Source organism: Tenacibaculum sp. 190130A14a, from assembly GCF_964048965.1.
Lineage (GTDB): Bacteria > Bacteroidota > Bacteroidia > Flavobacteriales > Flavobacteriaceae > Polaribacter > Polaribacter polynesiense.
Genome location: NZ_OZ040189.1, coordinates 1,907,342 through 1,931,018, shown reverse-complemented (window position 1 = coordinate 1,931,018; position 23,677 = coordinate 1,907,342). Strand labels below are relative to the sequence as shown.

General features: G+C 31.3%; 21 protein-coding genes. 15 read left to right on the top strand and 6 right to left on the bottom strand.

Features of this window, described 5'->3' with window-relative positions:
* Positions 1 to 1,420 precede the first annotated feature (1,420 nt).
* The 3 genes from ABNT22_RS09265 (at position 1,421) to ABNT22_RS09255 (ending at position 4,435) form a co-directional block, all read left to right on the top strand.
* On the top strand, positions 1,421 to 1,681 hold the full coding sequence (locus ABNT22_RS09265; RefSeq protein ID WP_348717315.1) for a hypothetical protein: 261 nt from the start codon (positions 1,421 to 1,423) through the stop codon (positions 1,679 to 1,681).
* A 68-nt stretch (positions 1,682 to 1,749) separates the two neighbouring features.
* The gene (locus ABNT22_RS09260; protein WP_348717317.1) at positions 1,750 to 3,762 is read left to right on the top strand and encodes an ATP-binding protein; all 2,013 of its coding nucleotides are present in this window, start codon (positions 1,750 to 1,752) and stop codon (positions 3,760 to 3,762) included.
* On the top strand, positions 3,752 to 4,435 hold the full coding sequence (locus ABNT22_RS09255) for a response regulator (RefSeq protein ID WP_348717319.1): 684 nt from the start codon (positions 3,752 to 3,754) through the stop codon (positions 4,433 to 4,435). Before ABNT22_RS09260 ends, ABNT22_RS09255 begins: the two co-directional genes overlap by 11 nt.
* A gap of 36 nt (positions 4,436 to 4,471) precedes the next feature.
* Here ABNT22_RS09255 and ABNT22_RS09250 read toward each other — a convergent pair whose 3' ends face one another.
* Both ABNT22_RS09250 and acs read right to left on the bottom strand, forming a co-directional pair.
* Positions 4,472 to 6,016 carry a DUF6770 family protein gene (locus tag ABNT22_RS09250; protein ID WP_348717321.1) on the bottom strand — a complete coding sequence of 515 codons (1,545 nt, stop codon included), beginning with the start codon at positions 6,014 to 6,016 and terminating at the stop codon, positions 4,472 to 4,474.
* 1 nt (position 6,017) lies between these two features.
* On the bottom strand, positions 6,018 to 7,925 hold the full coding sequence (acs, locus tag ABNT22_RS09245) for an acetate--CoA ligase (protein WP_348717323.1): 1,908 nt from the start codon (positions 7,923 to 7,925) through the stop codon (positions 6,018 to 6,020).
* A 113-nt stretch (positions 7,926 to 8,038) separates the two neighbouring features.
* Here acs and ABNT22_RS09240 point away from each other — a divergent pair, with 113 nt between their 5' ends.
* Positions 8,039 to 8,806: a sulfite exporter TauE/SafE family protein gene (locus ABNT22_RS09240; RefSeq protein ID WP_348717325.1), complete on the top strand. Its 768-nt coding sequence runs from the start codon at positions 8,039 to 8,041 to the stop codon at positions 8,804 to 8,806.
* Between the two features lie 3 nt (positions 8,807 to 8,809).
* Here ABNT22_RS09240 and ABNT22_RS09235 read toward each other — a convergent pair whose 3' ends face one another.
* Both ABNT22_RS09235 and ABNT22_RS09230 read right to left on the bottom strand, forming a co-directional pair.
* Positions 8,810 to 10,450, bottom strand: coding sequence for a serine hydrolase (locus ABNT22_RS09235; protein ID WP_348717327.1), 1,641 nt, complete (start codon positions 10,448 to 10,450; stop codon positions 8,810 to 8,812).
* 109 nt (positions 10,451 to 10,559) lie between these two features.
* Positions 10,560 to 11,030, bottom strand: coding sequence for a Dps family protein (locus ABNT22_RS09230; RefSeq protein WP_348717328.1), 471 nt, complete (start codon positions 11,028 to 11,030; stop codon positions 10,560 to 10,562).
* Positions 11,031 to 11,145: 115 nt separating this feature from the next.
* Between ABNT22_RS09230 and ABNT22_RS09225 the strand changes: the two genes are divergently transcribed.
* Positions 11,146 to 12,087, top strand: coding sequence for a hydrogen peroxide-inducible genes activator (locus ABNT22_RS09225; RefSeq protein WP_348717330.1), 942 nt, complete (start codon positions 11,146 to 11,148; stop codon positions 12,085 to 12,087).
* Positions 12,088 to 12,135: 48 nt separating this feature from the next.
* Here ABNT22_RS09225 and aroB read toward each other — a convergent pair whose 3' ends face one another.
* The gene (gene aroB, locus ABNT22_RS09220; RefSeq protein ID WP_348717332.1) at positions 12,136 to 13,194 is read right to left on the bottom strand and encodes a 3-dehydroquinate synthase; all 1,059 of its coding nucleotides are present in this window, start codon (positions 13,192 to 13,194) and stop codon (positions 12,136 to 12,138) included.
* A gap of 102 nt (positions 13,195 to 13,296) precedes the next feature.
* Between aroB and ABNT22_RS09215 the strand changes: the two genes are divergently transcribed.
* From ABNT22_RS09215 to typA, 3 genes are all read left to right on the top strand, one after another.
* Positions 13,297 to 14,460 (top strand): proline dehydrogenase family protein, encoded by a 1,164-nt coding sequence (locus tag ABNT22_RS09215; protein ID WP_348717334.1) that lies wholly within the window; start codon positions 13,297 to 13,299, stop codon positions 14,458 to 14,460.
* Positions 14,460 to 14,762: an LETM1 domain-containing protein gene (locus ABNT22_RS09210; RefSeq protein ID WP_348717336.1), complete on the top strand. Its 303-nt coding sequence runs from the start codon at positions 14,460 to 14,462 to the stop codon at positions 14,760 to 14,762. Before ABNT22_RS09215 ends, ABNT22_RS09210 begins: the two co-directional genes overlap by 1 nt.
* A 62-nt stretch (positions 14,763 to 14,824) precedes the next feature.
* Complete coding sequence (gene typA / locus ABNT22_RS09205; RefSeq protein ID WP_348717337.1) at positions 14,825 to 16,597, top strand: translational GTPase TypA; 1,773 nt, start codon at positions 14,825 to 14,827, stop codon at positions 16,595 to 16,597.
* Between the two features lie 74 nt (positions 16,598 to 16,671).
* On the opposite strand, the gene ABNT22_RS09200 is transcribed toward typA, so the two are convergent.
* Positions 16,672 to 17,481, bottom strand: coding sequence for a M48 family metallopeptidase (locus ABNT22_RS09200; protein ID WP_348717339.1), 810 nt, complete (start codon positions 17,479 to 17,481; stop codon positions 16,672 to 16,674).
* A gap of 127 nt (positions 17,482 to 17,608) precedes the next feature.
* Between ABNT22_RS09200 and ABNT22_RS09195 the strand changes: the two genes are divergently transcribed.
* From ABNT22_RS09195 to ABNT22_RS09165, 7 genes are all read left to right on the top strand, one after another.
* Positions 17,609 to 18,481, top strand: a complete 873-nt coding sequence (locus ABNT22_RS09195; RefSeq protein WP_348717341.1) for an alpha/beta hydrolase — start codon at positions 17,609 to 17,611, stop codon at positions 18,479 to 18,481.
* Positions 18,478 to 18,957 carry a peptide-methionine (R)-S-oxide reductase MsrB gene (msrB, locus tag ABNT22_RS09190; protein ID WP_348717343.1) on the top strand — a complete coding sequence of 160 codons (480 nt, stop codon included), beginning with the start codon at positions 18,478 to 18,480 and terminating at the stop codon, positions 18,955 to 18,957. Before ABNT22_RS09195 ends, msrB begins: the two co-directional genes overlap by 4 nt.
* 53 nt (positions 18,958 to 19,010) lie before the next feature.
* Positions 19,011 to 19,565: a DUF1572 family protein gene (locus ABNT22_RS09185; RefSeq protein WP_348717345.1), complete on the top strand. Its 555-nt coding sequence runs from the start codon at positions 19,011 to 19,013 to the stop codon at positions 19,563 to 19,565.
* Positions 19,566 to 19,588: 23 nt separating this feature from the next.
* The gene (locus ABNT22_RS09180; protein WP_348717347.1) at positions 19,589 to 20,125 is read left to right on the top strand and encodes a GNAT family N-acetyltransferase; all 537 of its coding nucleotides are present in this window, start codon (positions 19,589 to 19,591) and stop codon (positions 20,123 to 20,125) included.
* Between the two features lie 71 nt (positions 20,126 to 20,196).
* Positions 20,197 to 21,024 (top strand): helix-turn-helix transcriptional regulator, encoded by an 828-nt coding sequence (locus ABNT22_RS09175; RefSeq protein ID WP_348717349.1) that lies wholly within the window; start codon positions 20,197 to 20,199, stop codon positions 21,022 to 21,024.
* 42 nt (positions 21,025 to 21,066) lie between these two features.
* Positions 21,067 to 22,713 (top strand): serine hydrolase, encoded by a 1,647-nt coding sequence (locus tag ABNT22_RS09170; protein ID WP_348717351.1) that lies wholly within the window; start codon positions 21,067 to 21,069, stop codon positions 22,711 to 22,713.
* A 37-nt stretch (positions 22,714 to 22,750) separates the two neighbouring features.
* Positions 22,751 to 23,275: a DinB family protein gene (locus ABNT22_RS09165; RefSeq protein ID WP_348717353.1), complete on the top strand. Its 525-nt coding sequence runs from the start codon at positions 22,751 to 22,753 to the stop codon at positions 23,273 to 23,275.
* Positions 23,276 to 23,677 lie beyond the last annotated feature (402 nt).

The window sequence follows — 23,677 nt, the reverse complement described above, 5'->3', positions numbered from 1 at the left end:
AAAAAAAACGTCCCCCTACAGACGTTTAGTTTCGTTTTTACTTTGGTTAGAGTAAAACCTTCATTTTGTTTTCTTTTCATATCTATTTTCCCGAGCGACAAAAAGCTTTAGAAACTTTTCGACCTTATTGCTAAGGCTTTAATTTTTTAACCATGTCAAAAATATAACCTCTATTTTATAGGTTGGTAAGTGTTTCACTTACTTTTAGTAGGTGAAACACTTACTTTTTATGCTTTTCCGTAAAAATTAATTGTTTTATTTTTTGAAAATGAGAAAAGTCATAGGATTCTAACTTTTTTCGTATATTCGTTGTCTAAATGAAAACGAACAATTTACATATGCAATCACAATCTTGGAGAGAAGTATCTCTTTGCAAGTTCCGCGGGGCTATTACTGCTTCTGGTCGGAAACGGACGTTATATGTGAGTTTTTAATAATTATAAAGAATATAATTACTAAATAAAGTATAGTCAAAGCGTCCAAATTTAAATTTGGACGCTTTTTTTTAATTTTTAAATAAAAATGTTAAGCTAAAATAAACATAGAAGACTTTGAAAAGTTTAAACCGTAAACCATTGAGCTACAAATAGTTCAACCTCTCCTACTTTACCTGATTAATTTCGGGCAGCTACCCTATTACCTAAAAACAACTTAACTAATTGAAAATCAGTTAAATAACTCGTATTTTTCTTGGTATATATCTAAAAAAATCATATATTTGTACCATCAACAATTAAGATATAAAAACAACGATTATGGAATTTAATTTAGAAAACACTTATATGAGAAGCTTACCAATTAGAGGAGTTAAGTCGAGCATGGGAGTGTGTGAGGATGTTTTTAGTATACCGCGATTTTTAATGATTTGTTAGCGCAACATTAACTATTAATATAATATACAAAGGCATCTTAATTTTACTAAGATGTCTTTTTTTTGTCTCGACGCAAAACGTTAAAAAAAAGTTAAAGAAAATTTGGAAAATTCATTAATTTTTCTTATATTAATAGAACAAAATTGAAAAAAGATGAAAAAATTAAAATTGCACATTCTAAACGAAAAAGGACGTTTACTCACTCAAAAGAAACGCTTACTAATTTTACCTTCTAAACTACCCAATTTAAATGTAGTTTAGAATAAAAATCAACTAGCGTTATCCCAGAAAAAAAAAATTGAAACGCTTCCTTATTTAAGACAATGTAGAATTTCCTGAAGCCTGTACTCAATAGGCCTTGGTAGTTACGAGTCTTCATAAATTGATAGTTATGATCAATTTAATTCTACAAACCACCTGATTTTATCGGGCTGGATGGACTATGCCTCAACTTAAGCCTTGAGGAGTACAAACCAACATTTATTAATCAACAATATGCTGCAAAATGCGGCATGGGAAATTATTGTCAAACTTTTAAAAATTGAATTATGAGAACTTTAAAAACTATTCTAATCATGAGCATGTTAATGGTATTAGCAACAAGTTGTACCGATTTAACTGAAGATTTAGTACCAAACACAAAAGAAAACACTGAACTAGTTACTAGTAGAAGTAATGAGCCTGGAAATGGTGACCCTACAGATACTACTGACAACGGTGATCCCAATACCAACAACGACGGATCTACTGGTAGTGAAGATACCGGAGGTAGTGGAGATGGTGATGGAGGAACTGGTAAAGGTGAATAATCATATCAATCTAAAGTCCTTAACAAATGTTAAGGGCTTTTTCTTTAGATTTGTCTAAAATTTTAGACTTGCGACTTCTAGTAAAACTTTTTTTCCTATTTCTAATCAATTCCTCTTTAGGTGCAAACTCTGTTGTTGAACAATTTGAATCTCGTCTTGTTGAAAAAGACAGCATTCAGCTTTGGATTAAACAGTCTAAACAAAAACATTTACCACTTTATAAAAGAAAGTTTTATCTTTCAAAATGCTTAAATACCTTAAAGTTCAATGAAGACTATTCTAAAAGATTAAGTGAAATAGCTTATCAATATTATAGACTAAACGATACAATTAAATTTTTAGAACTCAATGAAAAGGCTCATTTATACGCACTACGAGTAAAAGATACTTTTACCATTGCTGATACTCATTGGAGTTATGCCGATTTTTATAATGAAACCGAAGTTTATGATAAATCATATGCTCACTATAATGAAGCTTATAAACATTTTAAACTACTCAATAAAGAATATGAAATGGCCAGAATGCTCTATGCCATGGCATTTATCAAAGGTAGATATAGAGATTATATTGGAAGTGAAATTTTAACTTTTGAAGCTATTAAGATTTTTAAAAAATTGCAAAATTTTAGAAGACTATATTCTGCTTATAATCATTTAGGGTTGCTCCAACAAGATATAAAAGAATATGATAAATCTATCTATTACTTTAACAAGTCAATTATTTATAGAGATAAAATAATAGAGAATAAAATCTATTATGCTACTAATAATAATATAGGAAAAAGTTTAACCGAAAAAGGACTCTATATTGAAGCAATGCAAAACTTTAATATAGAATTGAGTAAGAACTTAACTAAAAAACAATATGCTATTGTAATTCATAACAGAGCATATTGTAAATTACTCATGAATGACACAACTAATGTAAAAAAGGATTTTTTTAAAGCATTATTTATTAGAGATAGCTTAAAAAACAAAGTAGGTATAGTTACAAGTAAAATTCACATTTCTGACTACTATAAATTTATTAAAGACACTACCAATGCTATAAAGTATGCTAAAGAAGCTAATAGCCTAGCAAAAACAATTAAAAATGGAGCTGATTATTTAACTACACTAAAACAATTGGCCAACTTAGATACTAAAAACTATAAAAAGCACTATGACAGATACATAGAATTCAATGATAGTTTAATTAGCGCTGAGCGAAAAGTCCAAAATAAATTTACCCGAATTGAATTTGAAACGGATGAATATATTGCCGAAACCGAACGTTTGAATCAACAACGTATTTGGATTATTGTAACCAGTATTGGCGGAATATTAATTGTAAGCTTATTGTACTTTTTACGTGTACAAAAAGTACGAAATGAAAAGCTACGCTTAGAAGCAGAACAGCAAAGGGCCAATGAAGAAGTATATATCTTAACTTTACAACAACAAGCCAAACTTGAAGAAGAGCGCGTAAATGAGCGTAATCGTATTTCTGCAGAGTTGCATGATGGTATTTTGGGTAAGCTGTTTGGTACCCGTGTAAATCTTGGTTTTTTAGCCATGGGCATGCAACCTGATACACAACAGCAACACCAAGCTTTTTTAGATGAATTACAAGATATTGAAAAGGAAATTAGAGACGTTTCTCATAAATTAAGCGATAATTTTGATGATGCTAGTGTAAACTTTACCAATATTATAGAACAATTATTAAAAGATAAAAGCGTTATAGGTTCGTTTGAGTATCAATTCAATTTTGACAAAAATATTGTTTGGAAAAATATTAATGAAGTAACCAAAGCCAACCTATATCGTATTATTCAGGAGGCTTTGCAAAACATTATTAAGCATGCTAAGGCAAAAAATGTTATCTTAGACCTTTCAATAAAGAAAAAAGAGCTAATCATTTCGTTACAAGATGACGGAGTTGGTTTTAATACTGAAAAGAAGAAAAAGGGAATTGGTATCAAAAATATTAATTCGAGAGTAGCAAAAATTGGGAGTACTTTAGAAATACAATCTAAAGAAAATCAAGGTACTACTCTTACCATTAAAACACCTTTGCAAACAATCGATGGAAAATAAAAAGTATTGCGCTCTTATCATAGACGATCATCCGTTAATCTCAGCAGCTTACAAAAGTGCCTTTGCCTTTATTGAAAGTCAGCATGAAGAATGTTCTTTTCAAATCAATGTAGCCAGTAACTGTGACGATGCACGTAGTATTGTAGAAGATTTTTCTGCAGCCAATCAAAAGGTTGATATTATCTTCTTAGACATTAGTCTTCCCCCTTCTAAAGATGGAAAATTACTCTCAGGAGAAGATTTAGGCTTATTAATTAACGAGAAACTTCCTGAATCTAGAATAATTATTTCTACTACTTTTAATGATAATTACAGAGTACATAGTATTCTGAAAAACGTAAATCCTGATGGTTTTTTAGTTAAGAATGATATTACTCCTGCAGAATTGGTTATGGCGATTAAAGAGGTTTTATCAGATCCTCCATACTATAGTAAAACGGTTATGAAAATGTTGAGAAATCAAGTTTCGCACGAGTATTTCTTGGATGATGTAGATAGAAAAATTTTATACGAACTTTCCATTGGTACTAAAATAAAAGATTTACCAAATCAAATTCCACTATCCTTGGCTGCTATCCAAAAAAGAAAGAGCCAAATAACCCGTGTATTTGGTGTTGATAACTCAGGAGATAGAGACTTAATATTAGTCGCCAAAGAAAAAGGATTTTTATAATAAAAAAGGAGAATGTTTAGCTTTCTCCTTTTTTATTTACTTTATAATTGATAAAGTTATCCCATTTTCATCTGTATACTTGAGGAGTAATACATTCTCTTTTCCTCTTATCAATCGATATTGTTCTTCTTTCGCTACCTGAAAAGGAATGGTATTTTCCTTTTTTACCGTATTTCCATCAAAATGATACTTATAAACGGCATAGTTTAACTTTTCCTCTTTCCCTACTTTTTCAACTTTTCTATTCTTTGAAACAACTTTTAAAACACCGTTTTGTTCTTCTTGATACATATAATCTACGTTGTATTCGTTTTGCATATGACGTAAATTCATCAATGGCCATTTATTCATACTATTCAATCCTGAAGGGGCTTTGTCTTTTGTTATTTTATAAAAATTGGTTAGTACGGCATCTTTATCAACTTCTAACACAACCAAATCTCCCAAAGTATATTTTGATGACCAATTCTCTTGCCCTAACATTCCGAAAGAAGCAGAAACAATTGCTTTTCCAGTTGAAAATCCTTGTACATCTCTTACAAATCGTTCTCCAATGATCAAAAACTTATCTTCTTTCTCTACAATATCATAAAAGTATATAGACCCAAATTTCTTTTGTTTTGCTTGATCTTCAATTTCTAAATACTTTCTAAATTCTGGATTATTTCTATAGCTCAACAATTGACTCGATAACTTCTCTCCTTCTTTAGAGTATATTTCAATAAAATATCCTTCATTATAACTATTTGAATGGAATTTATGTCCTTTTTTGTAATATTCTCCAAACAAAACTACTCTTCCATCATTAGCTACCATTCCTTCTGTATAAAACTTCGGTGCTTTTTCATAATCGATAGCAACAGAAAAGTCTTCTTTTCCTGTATTAATATCCAATACAACTGTTCTTAAATCTGGTTGTCTGTCAAAATTACTTCCCCAAATTTTCTCAACAATGATAATCTTATTTTCATCCGAATATATTGGAGCAGCTTGTACTCTATTATTTATATCTGCTGGTGAATCATAAGTCCATTTTTTTTCAGTACCATCAACAAAGCTAAATCGATATCCCCATCTTTTCTTTTTAATGGTTTCAGAAAACAAAAATCCTTTATTTGTTACTGGATAATTCAAAATCCATTCTTCCATTTTTTGAATTTCCTTATAATAGCCCATCGCAAATGTCTGTTTTTTGTAAGGAATTATATATTCAAATGCTAACTTCTTTCCTTCAAAGTCGTAAAAAGTATAAGTTAAATTTTTAGTTTCTTTATTATACAACGAAACAGCAACATTAGTTCCATTATTTTTTACCTCAATTAATCTATTTGTTTTATTATCTAACAAAAAATTGACTTTGGTAACTTCCTTTAAGTCCTTATTAAAAAATGAAAGTATTCCTTCCTTTTTCTTTTTTCCTACTTCTTTTTTAGAAGTATAAAATGTATAATAGCCTACGTTATCATTTGCAGTTAAGGTGCCTGCATTACTCAATTCAAAATCCTTTATATTTTTAATTTGAATTGATTGACCACAAAGGTTGAAACTAATGAATAGTACAACTAACTTTAAAATTTTCATATTACAATTTATTATCAATGATACTTTGAACTACCTCTGGATTTAAAAGGGTGGATACATCTCCTAAATTACCCAATTCATTATGAGCAATTTTACGTAAAATACGTCTCATGATCTTTCCAGAACGGGTTTTAGGCAATCCGACGGTAAATTGAATTTTATCTAATTTCGCTATTGGTCCTATGTGTTCTGTAATAATTTGATTTATTTCTTTTCTCAAATTATCGTGATTTCTCCCTTCTCCAACATCTTTTAATATTACATATCCATACAATGCATTTCCTTTAATGTCGTGAGGAAAACCAACAATGGCACTCTCTGCCACGGCAGGATGTTCATTAATAGCATCTTCAATTGGTGCTGTACCTAAATTGTGTCCAGATACAATAATTACATCATCTACTCTACCCGTAATTCTATAATAACCTACTTCATCTCTTAAAGCACCATCTCCTGTAAAATATTTGTTTTCAAAAGCTGAAAAATACGTGTCTTTGTAACGTTGGTGATTTCCCCAAATAGTTCTTGCCATTGAAGGCCAAGGAAATTTCACACATAAACGACCATCTACTTGATTACCTTGCACTTCTACTCCATTTTCATCCATTAAAGCCAATTGAATTCCTGGTAAAGGTAATGTAGCATAGGTTGGTTTTGTTGGTGTTGTATATGGTATTGGAGAAATCATCATCCCCCCTGTTTCTGTTTGCCACCAAGTATCTACAATTGGTGATTTCTTTTTTCCTACATTGTCGTTATACCAATGCCATGCCTCTTCATTAATAGGTTCTCCCACGGTACCTAATACTTTTAAAGAAGATAGATCATATTTGTCTACAAATTCTAATTTTTCTTTAGCCAAGGCTCTAATAGCCGTTGGTGCAGTATAAAATTGATTGATTTTATGTTTTTCAACAATTTCCCAAAAACGTCCATAATCTGGATAACTTGGTACTCCTTCAAACATTACAGTAGTTGCACCGTTTGCTAAAGGTCCGTATACAATATAACTATGCCCTGTAATCCAACCAATATCCGCAGTACACCAATACACATCATTTTCTTTATAATTAAACACATTCTTAAACGTGTAAGCAGTATAAATCATATAACCGGCCGTAGTATGCATCATTCCTTTGGGACTTCCAGTTGATCCTGAAGTATATAAAATGAACAACGGATCTTCTGCTTCCATGATTTCTGGTTCGCAACTTGGTGAAGCTTTATCCAACAAAGGCTGTAACCATAGATCTCTTCCATTAACCAACTGAATATCAGAATTAATTCTTTTTGCCACTAAAACAGTATCTACACATGTACAGCTTTCCAAAGCTTCATCTACAATTCCTTTTAAATCAATTGTTTTTGCTCCTCTATAAGAACCATCTGAAGTAATTACCATTTTTGCTTCGCAATCGTTTATTCTTGTTGCTAGTGCCGTTGAAGAAAACCCTGCAAAAACTACAGAATGAATTGCCCCTATTCGAGCACAGGCCAGAACAGAAATAGCTAATTCAGGAATCATGGGTAGATAAATACAAACTCGATCTCCTTTTTGGATTCCATTTTCTTTTAACACATTGGCAAACTTACAAACTCGTTCGTGCAATTCATTATAAGTAATATGACTTGCAGCTTCTTCTGGATTGTTAGGTTCAAATAAAATGGCTGTTTTATCTCCCCTAATTTGCAAGTGCCTATCAATACAATTTTCAGTGATATTCAATTGCGCTCCTTCAAACCATTTTACTTCAGGTTTTGAAAAATCATAGTCTAATACTTTATTCCATCGTTTTCTCCAAACAAAATGCTCTTCGGCAATTTCTTCCCAAAACATTTCTGGATTTCTAACTGACTTACGATAAACTTGAAAATATTCTTCCAAGTTTTTAATATGATAGTTACTCATTTAAGCGGTAGTTTGATTTTAGTTTTGACTAAACTACTCTTTTTTTTTTTATGTATCAATCTTTTTTATACGAACAACATAAGATTCCCGATTAATATTTATATTTGATTTATATGGGGCTATTTTTTCTTTTCGAAACTATCATTCAGCATTGGTTTATAATTTCATTGTTTTTTATTATTGCATTACTTTATTCTTCTGTTGGTTTTGGAGGTGGCTCGAGTTATTTAGCAGTTTTAGCATTAACCGGAATTGCATATACTCAAATACGTTCTACTGCATTACTGTGCAATATCATAGTAGTTTCAGGAAACGTTTTTTTATACGTTCAGCAAAAGCAATACAACTGGAGAAAAGTAATTCCTCTAGTCGTATTTAGTATTCCATTAGCCTTTATTGGCGGCTTTCTAAAAATTAGCGAAACATTCTTCTTTGTTCTTTTAGGCATTACTCTACTTTTTGCCGCGATTACCATGTGGTTATCAAAAAAAATAACCGCATCTAAAGAAATTAATATTCAAAAGAATGCGGCATACGGAGGTGTCATTGGTTTTATATCTGGTATGGTAGGTATTGGAGGTGGTATTTTTTTAGCACCATTATTACATCTTACAAACTGGGATTCGCCCAAAAAGATAGCGGCAACAGCTAGTTTTTTTATTTTGGTTAACTCTATAAGTGGTTTAATTGGTCAATATACCAATCCGACATTTACCATTGACTGGAACTTAACTTCAATCTTATTGGTAACGGTGTTAATTGGTGGACAAATTGGTAGTAGATTAAGTAATAAATTGTTTACTCCAATTCAATTAAAAAAGGCAACCGCTATATTGATTGCCTTTGTAAGTATTCGAATACTGATTAAGTACCTGTTGTAGAAGTTATTGCTTTTTAGCTTTCATTTCTCTCCCTCCTTGAAACAAAGTCAAAGCATTGGTATTTCCCTGCTCATCTTGATGAAATTCTACACTGGCAGCAACTACTTTAAGGAAAAATTTCGTTGGCGATTCTGCAAACAGCTCAAACTGTGGTTGTCCTGTTGCTTGTGCAAACAGTTGTTGTTCTTTTGCTGTTATCGTAATTACAAAACCAGGTGTTAGTTCATACTTTCCTTCATATTTTTTTAAAACATTAGCGGCAACCTTAATTTCTTCTTTCTCTTTAGGTGCCTTTTTAGTACTAAAAATGCCTTTCTCTTTATTTATTCTATTTTTGAAAAGTACCCTCTTTTTTCCTTCTTTTTCTGAAAAAACATATGAAATTAATCCATCTTCAAAAGAAAATTCATTCACTGAAGTTGGAAAAATTTTAAACTTTTGTGAACTTCCGTCACGTTTACTATACAGTTGTTCTCCTTCTAAGGTTATATATCGAATTGCTCCATTATCAAACTCATAAGTTCCTACCCATTTATTCAATGCTTCTTTTGACAGAGTCACTTTATTGGTTTCATTAAACATAGGTTTCCCAATAGTTAACGCAGTTATTTCTAAAGCTAAATTCGTAGGTCGTTTACATCCACAATTAGAAAATGCTATTACATACACATCATGACTAGGAACATATACCCCCATCGATAAATATCCTGGAATTGCACCACCATGTTCAATAGTAGCAACATCATTTAATTCATCTAAACTCCAACCATAGCCGTAGTTTATTTTTTCTCCATTATTCAATGTATAATTCGTAAATGCTATATCTAAAGTTTCTTTTTTTAGTAAAGTATTCTTAGAAATTGCTATTTGCCATTTTAACATATCATCTACATTAGACATAATTGATCCTGCAGCATACGGAAGTGTTAAACTGATGTATCTAGCGTTCGAGTAAGTTCCATTTCTTTTTTGATATCCAGATGCTCTATTTTTAATCAGCTTTCTATGACTTCCATAATATGAAGCATTCATATTCAATTTCTTAAAAATTCTTTCTTCTAAAAATTTTGGATAGCTTATTCCACTTACTTTTTCTACTATATATCCAAGAATAAAATATCCAGAGTTATTGTATTTATATTTTTCTCCTGGATTAAAATCCATAGGTTCATTTTTAAAGAAATCTATAAATTTTAAAGGCTCTTTGTCTATAGTTGCTACTTCACCAAATTTTTGCATTGAAGTATAACTTTTAATTCCAGAAGTATGGGTTAACAAATGATGTACTGTTATCTTATTTCCTTTGGTAGGATAATCTGGTATAAACTTAGTGATATCATCTTGTAAGCTTAACTTACCCTCTTCAACAAGCATTAAAATTGCTACTGCCGTAAACTGTTTTGTAATAGATCCTACTTCAAAAACATTTTCTGGAGTCATATTTACATCCAATTCTAAATTAGATTTACCAAAGGCTTTTCGATATACAACTTTACCTTTTTTGGCAACTAACACAGAAATACCTGTTTCATTTTCCTTAAACTGTTCATTAAGAATTTTATCTATCTTGTTTTCTAAAGATTGGGCAAAACTAGTACTTGTAACTACAAGTAAGAGTAATGCAAAGGAGAATAGTTTTTTCATTGGTTAGGTTTTAGATTTTCTTGTTTGACGATTCTTTAAAATAAATGTTACAAACAAAAAAAAGCAGCGTATTGCTACGCTGCTATAATTCCCCTAAAAACATGGTGATTTAGCTTAGCCAAGCGTTCATCATCCATAACGTTTTTTCTTGTTCAGAAATAAAATCGCTCATCATTGAATTTGTTCCTTCATCATTAGCCTCATCTGACAAATCAAGAATTTCACGTTCTACTTTTAATAATTCGCTAATCGAATTTACCACTAATTTTACCGACTCTTCGTCGTTCGTAACATCTTTACCTACTTTTACTTTAGATAGACGCACATAGTCTTCAAAAGTGTGTAAAGGAGTTCCCTGTAAAGTTAATATTCTTTCAGCGATTAAATCTACTTTTTCTTGTGCATCTGTATATAATTCTTCAAACTTTACATGTAATTCAAAAAAATTCTTTCCTTTGATATTCCAGTGCACACCTCTTAGATTTTGGTAATATACTTGAAAATTGGCTAATAACAAATTTAATTCGTTAATAAGTTTTTCTGATTGTTCTTTATCTAATCCTAAAACCGTTGTATTCATCTTATATTGTAATGTTATTGTTAATATTATCACAAACAAAATTAATTGAATATTAAACCAAAAAACTATAACCGTTATTGATAGTTTTAATATCTTTATCGAAAATTATTATAGAATGACCATTACTCAACTTAAGTATACTCTTGCTGTGGCAGAATACAAAAATTTCACCATTGCAGCAGAGCACTGTTTTGTTACTCAGCCTACATTAAGTATGCAAATACAAAAATTGGAAGAAGAACTAGACGCCAAAATTTTTAACCGCTCAAAAAAGCCAATTGAACTTACTGAAGTTGGAAAAAAAATAATAGAACAAGCAAAAGTAATTGTTGATGAAAGTAATCGCATTGTTGATATTGTTCATCAACAAAAAGGATACATTGGCGGAGAGTTTAAACTAGGTATAATACCAACTGTTATGCCTACTCTACTACCTATGTTTTTAAAAACATTTAATAAAAACTATCCAAAAGTTAAACTTATTATTGAAGAGCTTACCACAGAAGAAATTGTAAGAAAACTAATGGATGGACATATTGATGCAGCTTTGGCCGCTACTCCTCTAGAAAATGAAGCAATTAAAGAACGTGTTTTATATTATGAACCTTTTGTAGGATTGATTCCAGAAGAGCATCCTCTATTTCAAAAAAGTAAAATAGAAATTGATGATTTAGAAATTGATGATATTTTATTATTAGAAGATGGACATTGTTTTAAAGACAGTGTAATTAATCTATGTAGAACTAATAAAGCGAGTTCTAAACAACATTTTCAATTAGAAAGTGGGAGTTTTGATACTTTGATAAAACTTTCTAAAGATGGTTTAGGAATGACCTTATTACCGTATTTAAATACGCTTGACTTGAATGAAAGTGACAAGAAGCATTTAAGAAATTTTGAGGCTCCATCACCAGCGAGAGAAGTAAGCTTGATATATCATAAATCGCAATTAAAAATGCAACTCATTGAAGCTTTAAAGAGTACCATTGATGGTGTTGTTAGAGGCGCTATTGCCTTTAGCGATGTAGAAATCATTAGTCCATTACATAAAAATTAAAAGTCGGCAAATTTGCCGACTTTTAATTTTCTATATTCTTTTGTTGAATTAACTTGTATAGTATGCTAAACTCTCCACAATAGTTTCTTGCGTTGTAGTGCAATTCAATTTAAAATCTTCGTAATCATTTAACAATACAAAATTGATCTTCCCTCCTACGTTCTTTTTATCATGAATCAAATATGCCAAAATAGCACTGTAATCCTCCTGAGTTATTGGAGCAATTCCAAAAATTTGTTTTAAACTCTTTTTTATGTCTTCTACCTTATCTTCTGAAAAACCTAATTCTTTATTTGAGATATAAGCTTCACATATCATACCAATAGCAATGGCTTCTCCATGTGTTAAGGCTTCTTTTTCTTCACTTTCTAAAAAATAAGATTCTACCGCATGTCCCATTGTATGTCCCCAGTTTAAAACTTTACGAACCCCCTTTTCCTTCGGATCTTCTAAGACTACTTCATTCTTTATTTCAATAGAACGATGAATCAAATCGACAATGTTTAAATCCGGGTTGTCTTTAATTTCATTAAACAATCGGACATCATGTGTCATTCCATATTTAATAATCTCAGCAGAACCAGATCTTATTTCTCGAGGAGTTACGGTATGTAAATATTCTGGATCTAGAACAATAAGTTCTGGATTCGCAAAAACTCCTATTTGATTTTTAAGTACTCCTAAATCCACTCCGGTTTTTCCTCCAACAGAAGCATCAACCATACTCAGTAAGGTTGTCGGAATATTAACAAAGTCTATTCCTCTTTTAAATGTAGAGGCCACAAATCCTCCTAAATCTGTAATAACTCCTCCTCCCAAAGTGATTAACAAACTTTTTCTATCTGCTCCCAATTCTGTCATAGCATTCCATACACCTACACAGGTTTCAATATTTTTATGTACTTCTCCTGCTGCTATTTGAATAACTTCTATGGTCTTCTCAGTTTCTAGTAATTGAATAAATCTAGGATAACAATATTCAAGTGTATTATCATCAACCAATATGAATAATGATGAGTAGTTATTTTGGTTTATTAATTTAGATAATTCATTGTACGCTTTACCTTCAAAATGAATTGGATAAGTGGCTGCCTGAATAGTTGTCATTTCTTAAAAAATTTAAAAGCGAAAATAATGAGAAAAAATCAAATTATTTGACCTCTGTCATTTATATTTGTCACGAAACAACTAAATAATTTTCAAAGGGAAATGAAACTTTTTGATAACACAGAAATAGCTTTTAAATTAAAGTCAGATTCCGAACTGGAACGTGCATATTTTTTATTTAAAATGATTCAAAATCAGCCTATGGTAAGAATAGGAACTGCGGTTACTAATTTTGCACTAAAGGCCCATTTGCCTGTTGAGGGATTAATTCGTTCTACGGTATTTGATCATTTTTGTGGAGGAGTTACTGAGGATGACTGTTTACCGAATATAGAAAAAATGTATGAAAAAGGTAACGTACATAGTATCTTAGATTATTCTGTCGAAGGTAAAGAAGACGAAGCACAATTTGACGATGCTTTACGTATGACCTTAAAAACCATTGAATTTGCTAAAGAGAAAAATTCAATTCCTTTTGCTGTTTTTAAACCAACTGGATTTGGTCGCTTTGCACTTTATCAAAAACTAACGGAAGGTAATTCGTTTACAGATGAGGAACAAAAAGAATGGGAAAAGGTTGTTGAACGTTATCATGTGGTTTGTAAAGCTGCCGTTGAAAAAGATGTTCCTTTGTTGATTGATGCAGAAGAAAGCTGGATGCAAGATGCAGCTGATGATTTGATAGAAGAATTAATGGAGTTATATAATAAAGATAAAGCTATTGTTTTTAATACACTTCAAATGTATCGCCATGATCGAATGGAGTATTTAAAAGGATTGTATCAAAGAGCTCATCAAAAAGGATATCATATTGGTATGAAAGTTGTTCGAGGTGCCTACATGGAAAAAGAGCGTGCTAGAGCTGAAGAACATGGGTACGAATCTCCTATTTGTAAAGACAAACAGGCTACGGATGATAATTATAACGAAGCTATTCGTTTTATGATGGAACATAAGAATATGGCCATTTTTGCTGGGACTCATAATGAAGAAAGCTCTTATTTATTAATGGAGCTGGCTAATGAATATAAAGTATCTTCAAACGATACTCGTATGTGGTTTGGTCAATTATATGGTATGAGTGACCATATTAGCTTTAACTTAGCACAACAAGGTTATAATGTTGCTAAATATGTACCTTTTGGTCCTGTGCGTGATGTGATGCCTTACTTAATTCGTAGAGCAGAAGAAAATACTTCTGTTGCAGGACAAACTTCTAGAGAATTAAATTTATTAAAAACAGAAAAAAAACGTCGTAAGCTGTAATGAATACAGTTGATGAAATAAAAGAAGCTATTCAAAAAAACAAAAAGAGATTAGCTAAAGAACTTCAAGAAAGTAAGGAGTTGGTATTTTTGATTAAAAAATCAATGTCAACTTCTCTTTCTAGTGAAGAAAAAGACAAGATTAAACATCAACTATTAGATATTTGTAAAGCAATACCTGCTTTTACAGTTTTTATGCTTCCTGGAGGCGCATTATTACTTCCTTTATTGATAAAATTAATTCCAGATATACTTCCAAGTGCTTTTCGTGAAGATGATAATGAATTAGAAGAAGAAAAATAATTCAACTTCCTTATTTTATTCATTTTTAAAATACTAATTTTGCAGCTTCAAAAATGAGCAAAATGCAATCAATTAGAAACATCGCTATTATAGCACACGTTGACCACGGAAAAACTACCTTGGTTGATAAGATTATAGATCAGGCTAAAATCTTAGACGAACGTAAAGAACGTACCGACTTATTATTAGATAATAATGACTTAGAGCGTGAAAGAGGAATTACTATTCTTTCTAAGAATGTATCTGTAAATTATAAAGATGTAAAAATCAACGTAATTGATACACCTGGGCACGCCGATTTTGGTGGAGAGGTTGAACGTGTATTAAAGATGGCTGATGGTGTTTTATTATTAGTTGATGCTTTTGAAGGGCCAATGCCACAAACGCGTTTTGTTTTAGGTAAGGCTATTGAATTAGGTTTAACTCCTATTGTAGTTGTAAATAAAGTAGATAAAGAGAATTGTACTCCTGATTTAGTTCATGAAAAAGTATTCGATTTAATGTTTGCTTTAGAAGCAACAGAAGAGCAATTAGACTTTACAACCATTTATGGTTCGGCTAAAAATGGTTGGATGAGTACTGATTGGCAAGAGCCAACAGACAATATCATTCCTTTATTAGATGCAGTTTTAGAAACTATTCCTGAAGCTCCATATCGTGAAGGAACTCCCCAAATGCAAATTACTTCTTTAGATTATTCTTCTTTTAAAGGAAGAATTGCCATTGGTCGTGTTTACCGTGGAGATTTAGAGAAAAACAAAGATTATATGCTTTGTAAGGCAGATGGAACTACGAAAAAAGTACGTATTAAAGAGTTACACGTTTTTGAAGGAATGGGTAAAGCTGAAACAGACAAAGTACGTAGTGGAGATATTTGTGCAGTAACAGGTATTGATGATTTTGAAATTGGTGATACTATTGCTGATATTGAAAATCCAGAAGCATTACCAAGAATTGAAGTAGATCAACCTACCATGAGTATGTTATTTACTATTAACAACTCTCCTTTCTTTGGAAAAGAAGGTAAGTATGTTACCTCTCGTCACTTACGTGATCGCTTATTTAAAGAGATGGAAAAGAATTTAGCTTTGCGTGTTGATGAAACTGATACAGAAGATAAATTTAACGTTTTCGGACGTGGAGTATTACACTTATCTGTTTTAATAGAAACAATGCGTCGTGAAGGATATGAATTACAAGTAGGTCGTCCGCAAGTAATTTTAAAAGAAATTGATGGTGTGAAATGTGAGCCATATGAAACATTATCTATAGATGTTCCAGAGGATGTTGCTTCTAAAGCTATCAATTTAGTATCTCTTAGAAAAGGAGATTTATTAGTGATGGAACCTAAAGGTGATTTACAACACTTAGAGTTTACTATTCCTTCAAGAGGATTAATTGGTTTACGTAATAAAATATTAACTGCTACCGCTGGTCAGGCAATCATCAACCATAGATTTAGTGAATATGGTCCTTATAAAGGTGATTTCTCTGAAGATTTAAAAGGAGCTATTGTTTCTTCTGAAACTGGTAAAGCAACCGCGTATGCAATTGATCGTTTACAAGATAGAGGTAAGTTCTTCATTGATCCAAACCAAGAAATCTATAAAGGTCAAGTAGTTGGAGAGAATTCTAAACAAGATGATTTAGCTGTAAACCTAATCAAAGGTAAAAAGTTAACCAACGTACGTGCCTCTGGTTCTGATGATGGTGTAAAAATTGCTCCAAAAATTGACTTTTCTTTAGAAGAGTGTATGGAGTACATTAGACCTGATGAGTATTTAGAAGTTACTCCAGAAAGTTTACGTATGCGTAAAATTAACTTTATAAAGTAATACTTCAATCTATCTATATAACATAAAAAACACCTAATTTTCATTAGGTGTTTTTTTATGTTTTTTATTATTACTTATTGTTTGGCAGGTACATTGTACTTAGCTGCTAAACGTTTTGCCTCTGGTAAATATGCCTTTAAGGTTTGAATTCTTCTTTCATTTGAAGGGTGTGTACTTAAAAACTCTGGTGGACCACTTTTACCTCCAGCACGTTGACTCATTCGTACCCATACTTCAGCTGCTTCTTCTCCATTATAACCTGCCATTAGCATAAATACTAAACCTAATTTGTCAGCTTCGGTTTCATGGGTTCTACTAAACGCTAACATTCCTACTTGAGATCCTATACCATATGCCATATTCCAAAGTTGTGCATTTTTCTTATTTTGAGTTCCTAAAGCTACTGCAATACCTCCTAACTGCTGTCCATATGCTGAGGTCATACGTTCTTGACCGTGTTTAGCAAAGGCATGTGCAACTTCATGCCCCATCACAGCTGCTACTCCATCTTCATTGGCACATATTGGTAAAATACCCGTATAAAAAACTACTTTACCACCAGGCATACACCAAGCATTTACTGTTTTATCTTCTACTAAATTAAACTCCCATCTATAAGCATCAGCTTCAGCTTTCATTCCATTAGCTCTCATAAACCTATCAACAGCACCTGAAATTCTCTTACCAACTCTTTTAATTTGATTTGTTTTTGCAGTATTCGAAGAAAGTTTGTTTTTCTCTAAAAACCCCTTGTACTGTGCAAAACTTGCTGGCAATACCTGAGCATCACTTACTATATTAATTCGTTTTCTTCCTGTAATAGGCACTGTACTACATTGAATAAACAATACAGTAACACATGCTAATGCAATTAATCTTTTCATCTTTATTGTCGGTATATTGTGTTGTATATCTTTTTAGACACTCTTTTAATGATTACGTCACAAAATTGAATAAATCATTATGCCATTAAAGTTACAAATTCTATCTTTATCATAAAAATGATAAGACATGAATCTTAAAAGCACTTCTCTTTTTCCTCAAAGTTTATCAATTCCAAGACCCATTATATTTTTAGCAAAAACACTTCAGTTTTTTTCTAACAATTTGGTTACCAAATTTGGAGCAAAACTATTTATTACTCCTATTTCATTTCCTGTTCCCAAAAGAGAACATGTTATGTTTGAAAGTGCTCAAAAACAAACCATCACCATAGATACTATTAAAAAAAACGTTCAGGTACTTTCTTATGGATATTCTACAAAGAAAGTTTTACTAGTTCATGGATGGGCTGGAAGAAGCACACAAATGTATATGCTTGCTGATAAGCTTTTAGAAAAAGGATATATGGTTATTTCTTTTGATGGACCTGCTCATGGAAAGTCTACCGGAAAAACCACTGCCATGCCAGAATTTTTAGATACCATTACCAAAATTGATAAGCAGTTTGGCCCGTTTGAAGCGGCAATTGGACATTCTTTTGGAGGCATGTGCTTATACAACGCTGTTTCAGAAGGCTTTGCCATTAAAAAATTAGTCACGGTAGGTTCTGGAGATAAAATATCTGATATTCTTTTAAATTTCACTAACAATCTAAAGCTACAACCATTGATTGCAAAAAAAATGAAGAATTTGTTTGATAAAAAATGGGACAGAGATATTGATTTACACGCTTCTAGCGTCGTTGCAAAAAAGGTTGATATACCAACTTTAGTTGTTCATGATTCAAATGATGGTGATGTTCTTGTAAGTAATGCCGTGAGTATTCGTCAAAATTTACAAAAAGGAAGTCTTTTTGTTACAAGGGGTTTAGGTCATACTAAAATTTTACGTGATCAAGGAGTTACTTCTAGAATTGTAAATTTTATCACCAAAAACGAATGAACAAATTTTTAGTTTTATCGGTTCTATTTTTATCAACATGTTTTTCTATTTCTGCTCAATCTTCAAAAAAAGAAAGCACTAAAAAATATAAGATAACCAAAACCAATGAAGAATGGAAAAAAGCTTTAACTCCTAAGCAATATTATGTTTTAAGAGAAGCTGGTACCGAACGTCCATTCACAAGTCCACTTAATAAAAACTATAAAAAAGGGATTTATGTATGTGCAGGTTGTAAAACTCCATTATATAAATCTGAACACAAATACGATTCTCGTTCAGGTTGGCCATCTTTTGATAGAGAAATAAAAGGAAATGTTGAATTTGATGTTGATTATAAGATTGGATATGCTCGTACCGAGTTAAAATGTAATACTTGTGGTGGTCATCTGGGACATTCTTTTGATGATGGTCCAAGAAATACCACCGGGCAAAGACATTGTATTAATGGGGTAGCTTTAGAATTTATTCCGAAATAATATCATTACAAAATATTGTAAATTAGAGCTGTTTAAAAAACAGTTCTTTTTTTATGGAAAATTCTTATTTAAATAGTGTATACAAACAAATTATCTATTATAAAGGTTTAGGTGATCAAACTTTTAGTCAGCTTAGTGATGAACAACTTTTTCATCAAGTGAATAAAGAAAGTAACTCCATTGCTATTATAGCTAAACATATTGCTGGAAACATGCTTTCTAGATGGACTAATTTTTTCACAGAGGATGGAGAAAAGGAATGGAGAAATAGAGATGACGAGTTTATTAACACATTTGCCTCTAGAGAAGAAGTATTGACATATTGGGAAAAAGGATGGAATATTTTTCTAAATACTATTCAATCTTTAAAAGATGAAGATTTAGAACGTATTATCTATATAAGAAATCAAGGGCATACCGTAACTGAAGCTATTAACCGACAAATATGCCATTATCCATACCATATAGGTCAAATTGTTTTTTTAGGAAAACTACTTAAAAATGACACTTGGAACTCATTATCCATTCCTAAAAACAATTCAAAAGCATATAATCAAGAGAAGTTTTCTGAGCAAAAAACTCGTAAACATTTTACTGATGATTTATAAGTAGGATTCTTAATTTTGCCTCTATGGAAAACTATCTTTTTACATCAGATCGATTAGGCTTTAGAAACTGGAAAACTTCAGATATTGATGAGTTATTCGAGCTTAATTCTAATGAAGAGGTAATGCGTTACTTCCCTTCTACTCAAACAAAGAATCAAGCAAAAGCTTTTATTCAACGAATGCGAGAACAATTTGATAAAAACAACTTCTGTTATTTTGCTGTTGAAACTATAGAAACGAAAGAATTTATTGGATTTATAGGTTTATCTGAACAGACCTACGAGATAGATTTTAACCCTTCTATAGATATTGGTTGGAGATTACATCCTCGCCATTGGGGAAAAGGGTACGCCACCGAAGGTGCTAAGGCTTGTTTAAAACATGCTTTTAAGACACTAAAAATTAAAGAAATAGTATCTGTTGCTCCTGCTATCAACATTCCGTCTATTACAGTCATGGAAAAGATTGGAATGACAAAAACAAAAGAATTTACACATCCTTTACTAAAAGAGTTTCCTAAACTGGAAAATTGTGTTTTATACGAAATAAAGAACTCATAGTTACAAACTCATGACTACCTCGTCTTCATATTAAACGATTGTTTAATAGGTATAAATGAGTTTGAAAACTTATGATGAAACTAACTAAAGGTAATTTCTTCGGAAACCATTATCAAAAAGTAATATACAACGGAATCTGTATAACAGATACTGAATATATTCATGATAAAGTGGATTGGCATTATCACGAAACGCCCTATTTTACCTATATTTTACAAGGAGAAGTATATGAAGAAAACAAAAAAGAAGGATATTATCTTTCTCCCGGTGATTTAGTTTTTCATAATTGGCAAGATGCTCACTTTAATACTAAACCTCCTAAATATACAAGAGGCTTCCATATTGAAATTAGCCCTGATTGGTTTGAAAACAATCATCTCCCATTTGAAAAAAATCAAGGGAGTATTCATATCCTTAATCCACTAGTTAAACAATTCATAAATAAAATTTTTATTGAATCTAAAATTCAAGACACTGAAAGCTTCTTAAGTATTGAAATGCTTCTGAGCGGTTCCCTTGATTTTTCACAAGAACAAAACAACACGCTTCATAAAAAACCTCCTTTATGGGTATTACAACTCAGAGATATTTTACATTCTAAGGAAATAGCATCTCTTAGTTTAAATGAATTGGCTACTCTGTTAAACATACATCCTGTATACCTATCTCGTAAGTTTCCTCAATACTTCAATTCAACTATTGGAAATTATATTAGGACTCAAAAAGTGAACAAAGCACTAATTCTAATCGCACAAAATAAATTATCTATGACTGAGATATGTTATGAATGTGGTTTTTTTGATCAGAGTCACTTTATCAATTCCTTTAAAAGAATATATCAGCAATCCCCTTTAAAAATTTCTAAAATTATTCAGAAGGTTAATAATTTACAATTTTAAGCATTACAGTTCATACATCTTTGTATTTATAAATATATAATTATGAGACTTTTAATACTACAATTTTGTTATTTTCTACTATTAACCAACACGTTTACCTACGCTCAAACCAACATAAAAGATTATGAAGGACATTGGGAAGGAACTTTTAAACATGAACATATATTTAATTTTGATGTTTCTTTGGAAGTACTTGGTAATAGAAAATATAAGCTTTCTATATCTAACCAAGATTTCAGCATACAGAAAAACATAATTTCTTCAAGCAAAAAAACAATTGAGTTTGCTCTTAATGAAACTACTTTTTTTAGTGGAATGATGGAGAAAAACGGATCTGAAATTAACGGATTTATTAGCTCTGGAATCTATTTTTATCATGTAACACTTACCAAAAATGAAAATAATACCTATAGTGGTAAATGGAATATCTTTTTATTAGAAAAGCTTCTTTCAAAAGCAATTTTTCTAAGTATAGAAAATATTCATAAGGGTTCTTTTGACGCCTATCCTTTTTTTGGAGACAAAAGGTTTGCTGGTACTTGGTGCATGAATGCTCAGAAACAAAATAACATTATAAGTTTTCAAGATTTTAGAACTGGTTTACATTTTAAAGGAAGCTTATCAAAAAATACGATTAATTTAAATATACTCCTATTAAACAAGGTGATTACTTCTGTTCAACTTAAAAAATCAAGCAAAGAATGGCAGTATCCAAATCTAAACTCACTACAAACCAAAGTAAAAAATAACTTACCACTAAAACGATTAGAAAACGACATTTTGTCAAACAAACTTCCTAATATTCATAGCATACTTGTTTCTAAAAACGGTAATATGGTGTACGAACAGTACTTTAACGGATATACTTCTCAAACACCTCATGATCAAAGATCTGCTTCAAAAAGTATTACTTCTGCAATTACGGGAATTGCTATAGATAAGGGGTTATTAAAAAATGAAAATCAATTACTTTACCAATATATTCCTAAACAATATCAAAGCACAAAAGATAGTCTAAAGTCACTAATTACTATAAAAGACTTATTAACCATGAGTTCTGGTTTAGATGTTAGTTCTAAAGCTTCTGAGCAAACGTATCAGAACTCTCCCAACTGGCTACAAACTGTACTATCTGCTCCTATGGTGTATCCCCCTGGAACCAAGGCGCAGTATGGTTCTGCAAATCCATTTTTATTGGGTATTATTTTACAAAAGGTATCTCCTACTCCAATACAGTTATATATGGATCAATATTTATTTAAACCTTTGAATATTCAAAACTATGCTGTGCAAAAGGATCTCACAGGCCAACCTTATTTTGCCGGTGGTATCTATTTAACTCCAAGAGACATGGTAAAATTTGGGCAATTATATTTACAACAAGGAAAATGGAATGGAGACCAAATAATCTCTAAAGCATGGATTAAAAAATCAGTAAAAAAATATCATCAACTTGATAATGTTAAAAACAAAAATGAATATGGTTACTTGTGGTGGCATCATAGTTATAACAGAGAAAACCAACATTATACTTCTATTGAAGCTCGAGGTAATGGTGGACAATACATAGTTATCGTTCCCAAATTAAAAGTAGTATGTGTTATTACTGCTGGAAATTATAATAGTAAACGAACACAGTTACCAGAAACAATACTTGAAGAGCATATTCTTCCCTCACTGACAAATTAATATTTATTATATTGACACATATAATAATATGATATCAATGACAAAGGAAAACATCACCGCATTATTAGAAGAAAAACATCAAGAATTATTTGATTGGATTCAAAATCAACCTGAAGATGCTTTTAACAAAGAACCTAATAATAAATGGTCAACAGGACAACATATTGTTCATCTGGTTGATTCTATTAAAAAGGTAAATCACGCGTTGAGTTTTCCTAAGTTTATTTTAAAGTATAAATTCGGAAAATCAAATAGAGCTGTTCGTCCATATGAAGATATTGTTAAAAGGTATCAGGAGAAACTTTCTAAAAACCAAGATAGAGCTAGAGCTTTTAACAGCAAAGTTACAACTCCCAACCTAGAAAAATATAACCAACTGTTAACCACACTTGAAATACAGAACAAAAAGCTACAGCATAAAACAAACAAATGGAAAGACAAAGATTTAGACAATCTTATACTCCCTCATCCATTAATGGGTAAAATGCCCATACGAGAAATAATCATGTGGACTGCCTACCATACAGAACACCATACCAAGTTGTTAAAACACTATAATTAGTAAATATTATCATCTTTACTTCCATTCATCGAAAAAAACAACCGTTTTTTTTATATTTTGGTTTCTTGCCCTATATTTAGATTATAGAGCACTGAAAACAAGCACTCTACAATAGTATTAACTATAGAAAGTAAGTTTAATTTAGCCCCCCGCAACTATGAGAAATTACTTATTTATAGATAGGAAAAATACGTCCTATCGAAATTCAAAAAAAGCAGAAAATCCTGCTTACAATTCTTCACCTAAGAAGGTGAGCCTAATGTTTCTTAAATCACATTTCTTATCATTTTACAATTTATTTAGGTTTTCATGAATTTTTAAACCCTGATAACCTTTGTTATCTGACACATTAAATCAATAGATTTTTCACTCCCCCTTAAATTTAAAAGTAAAAACTTTTAA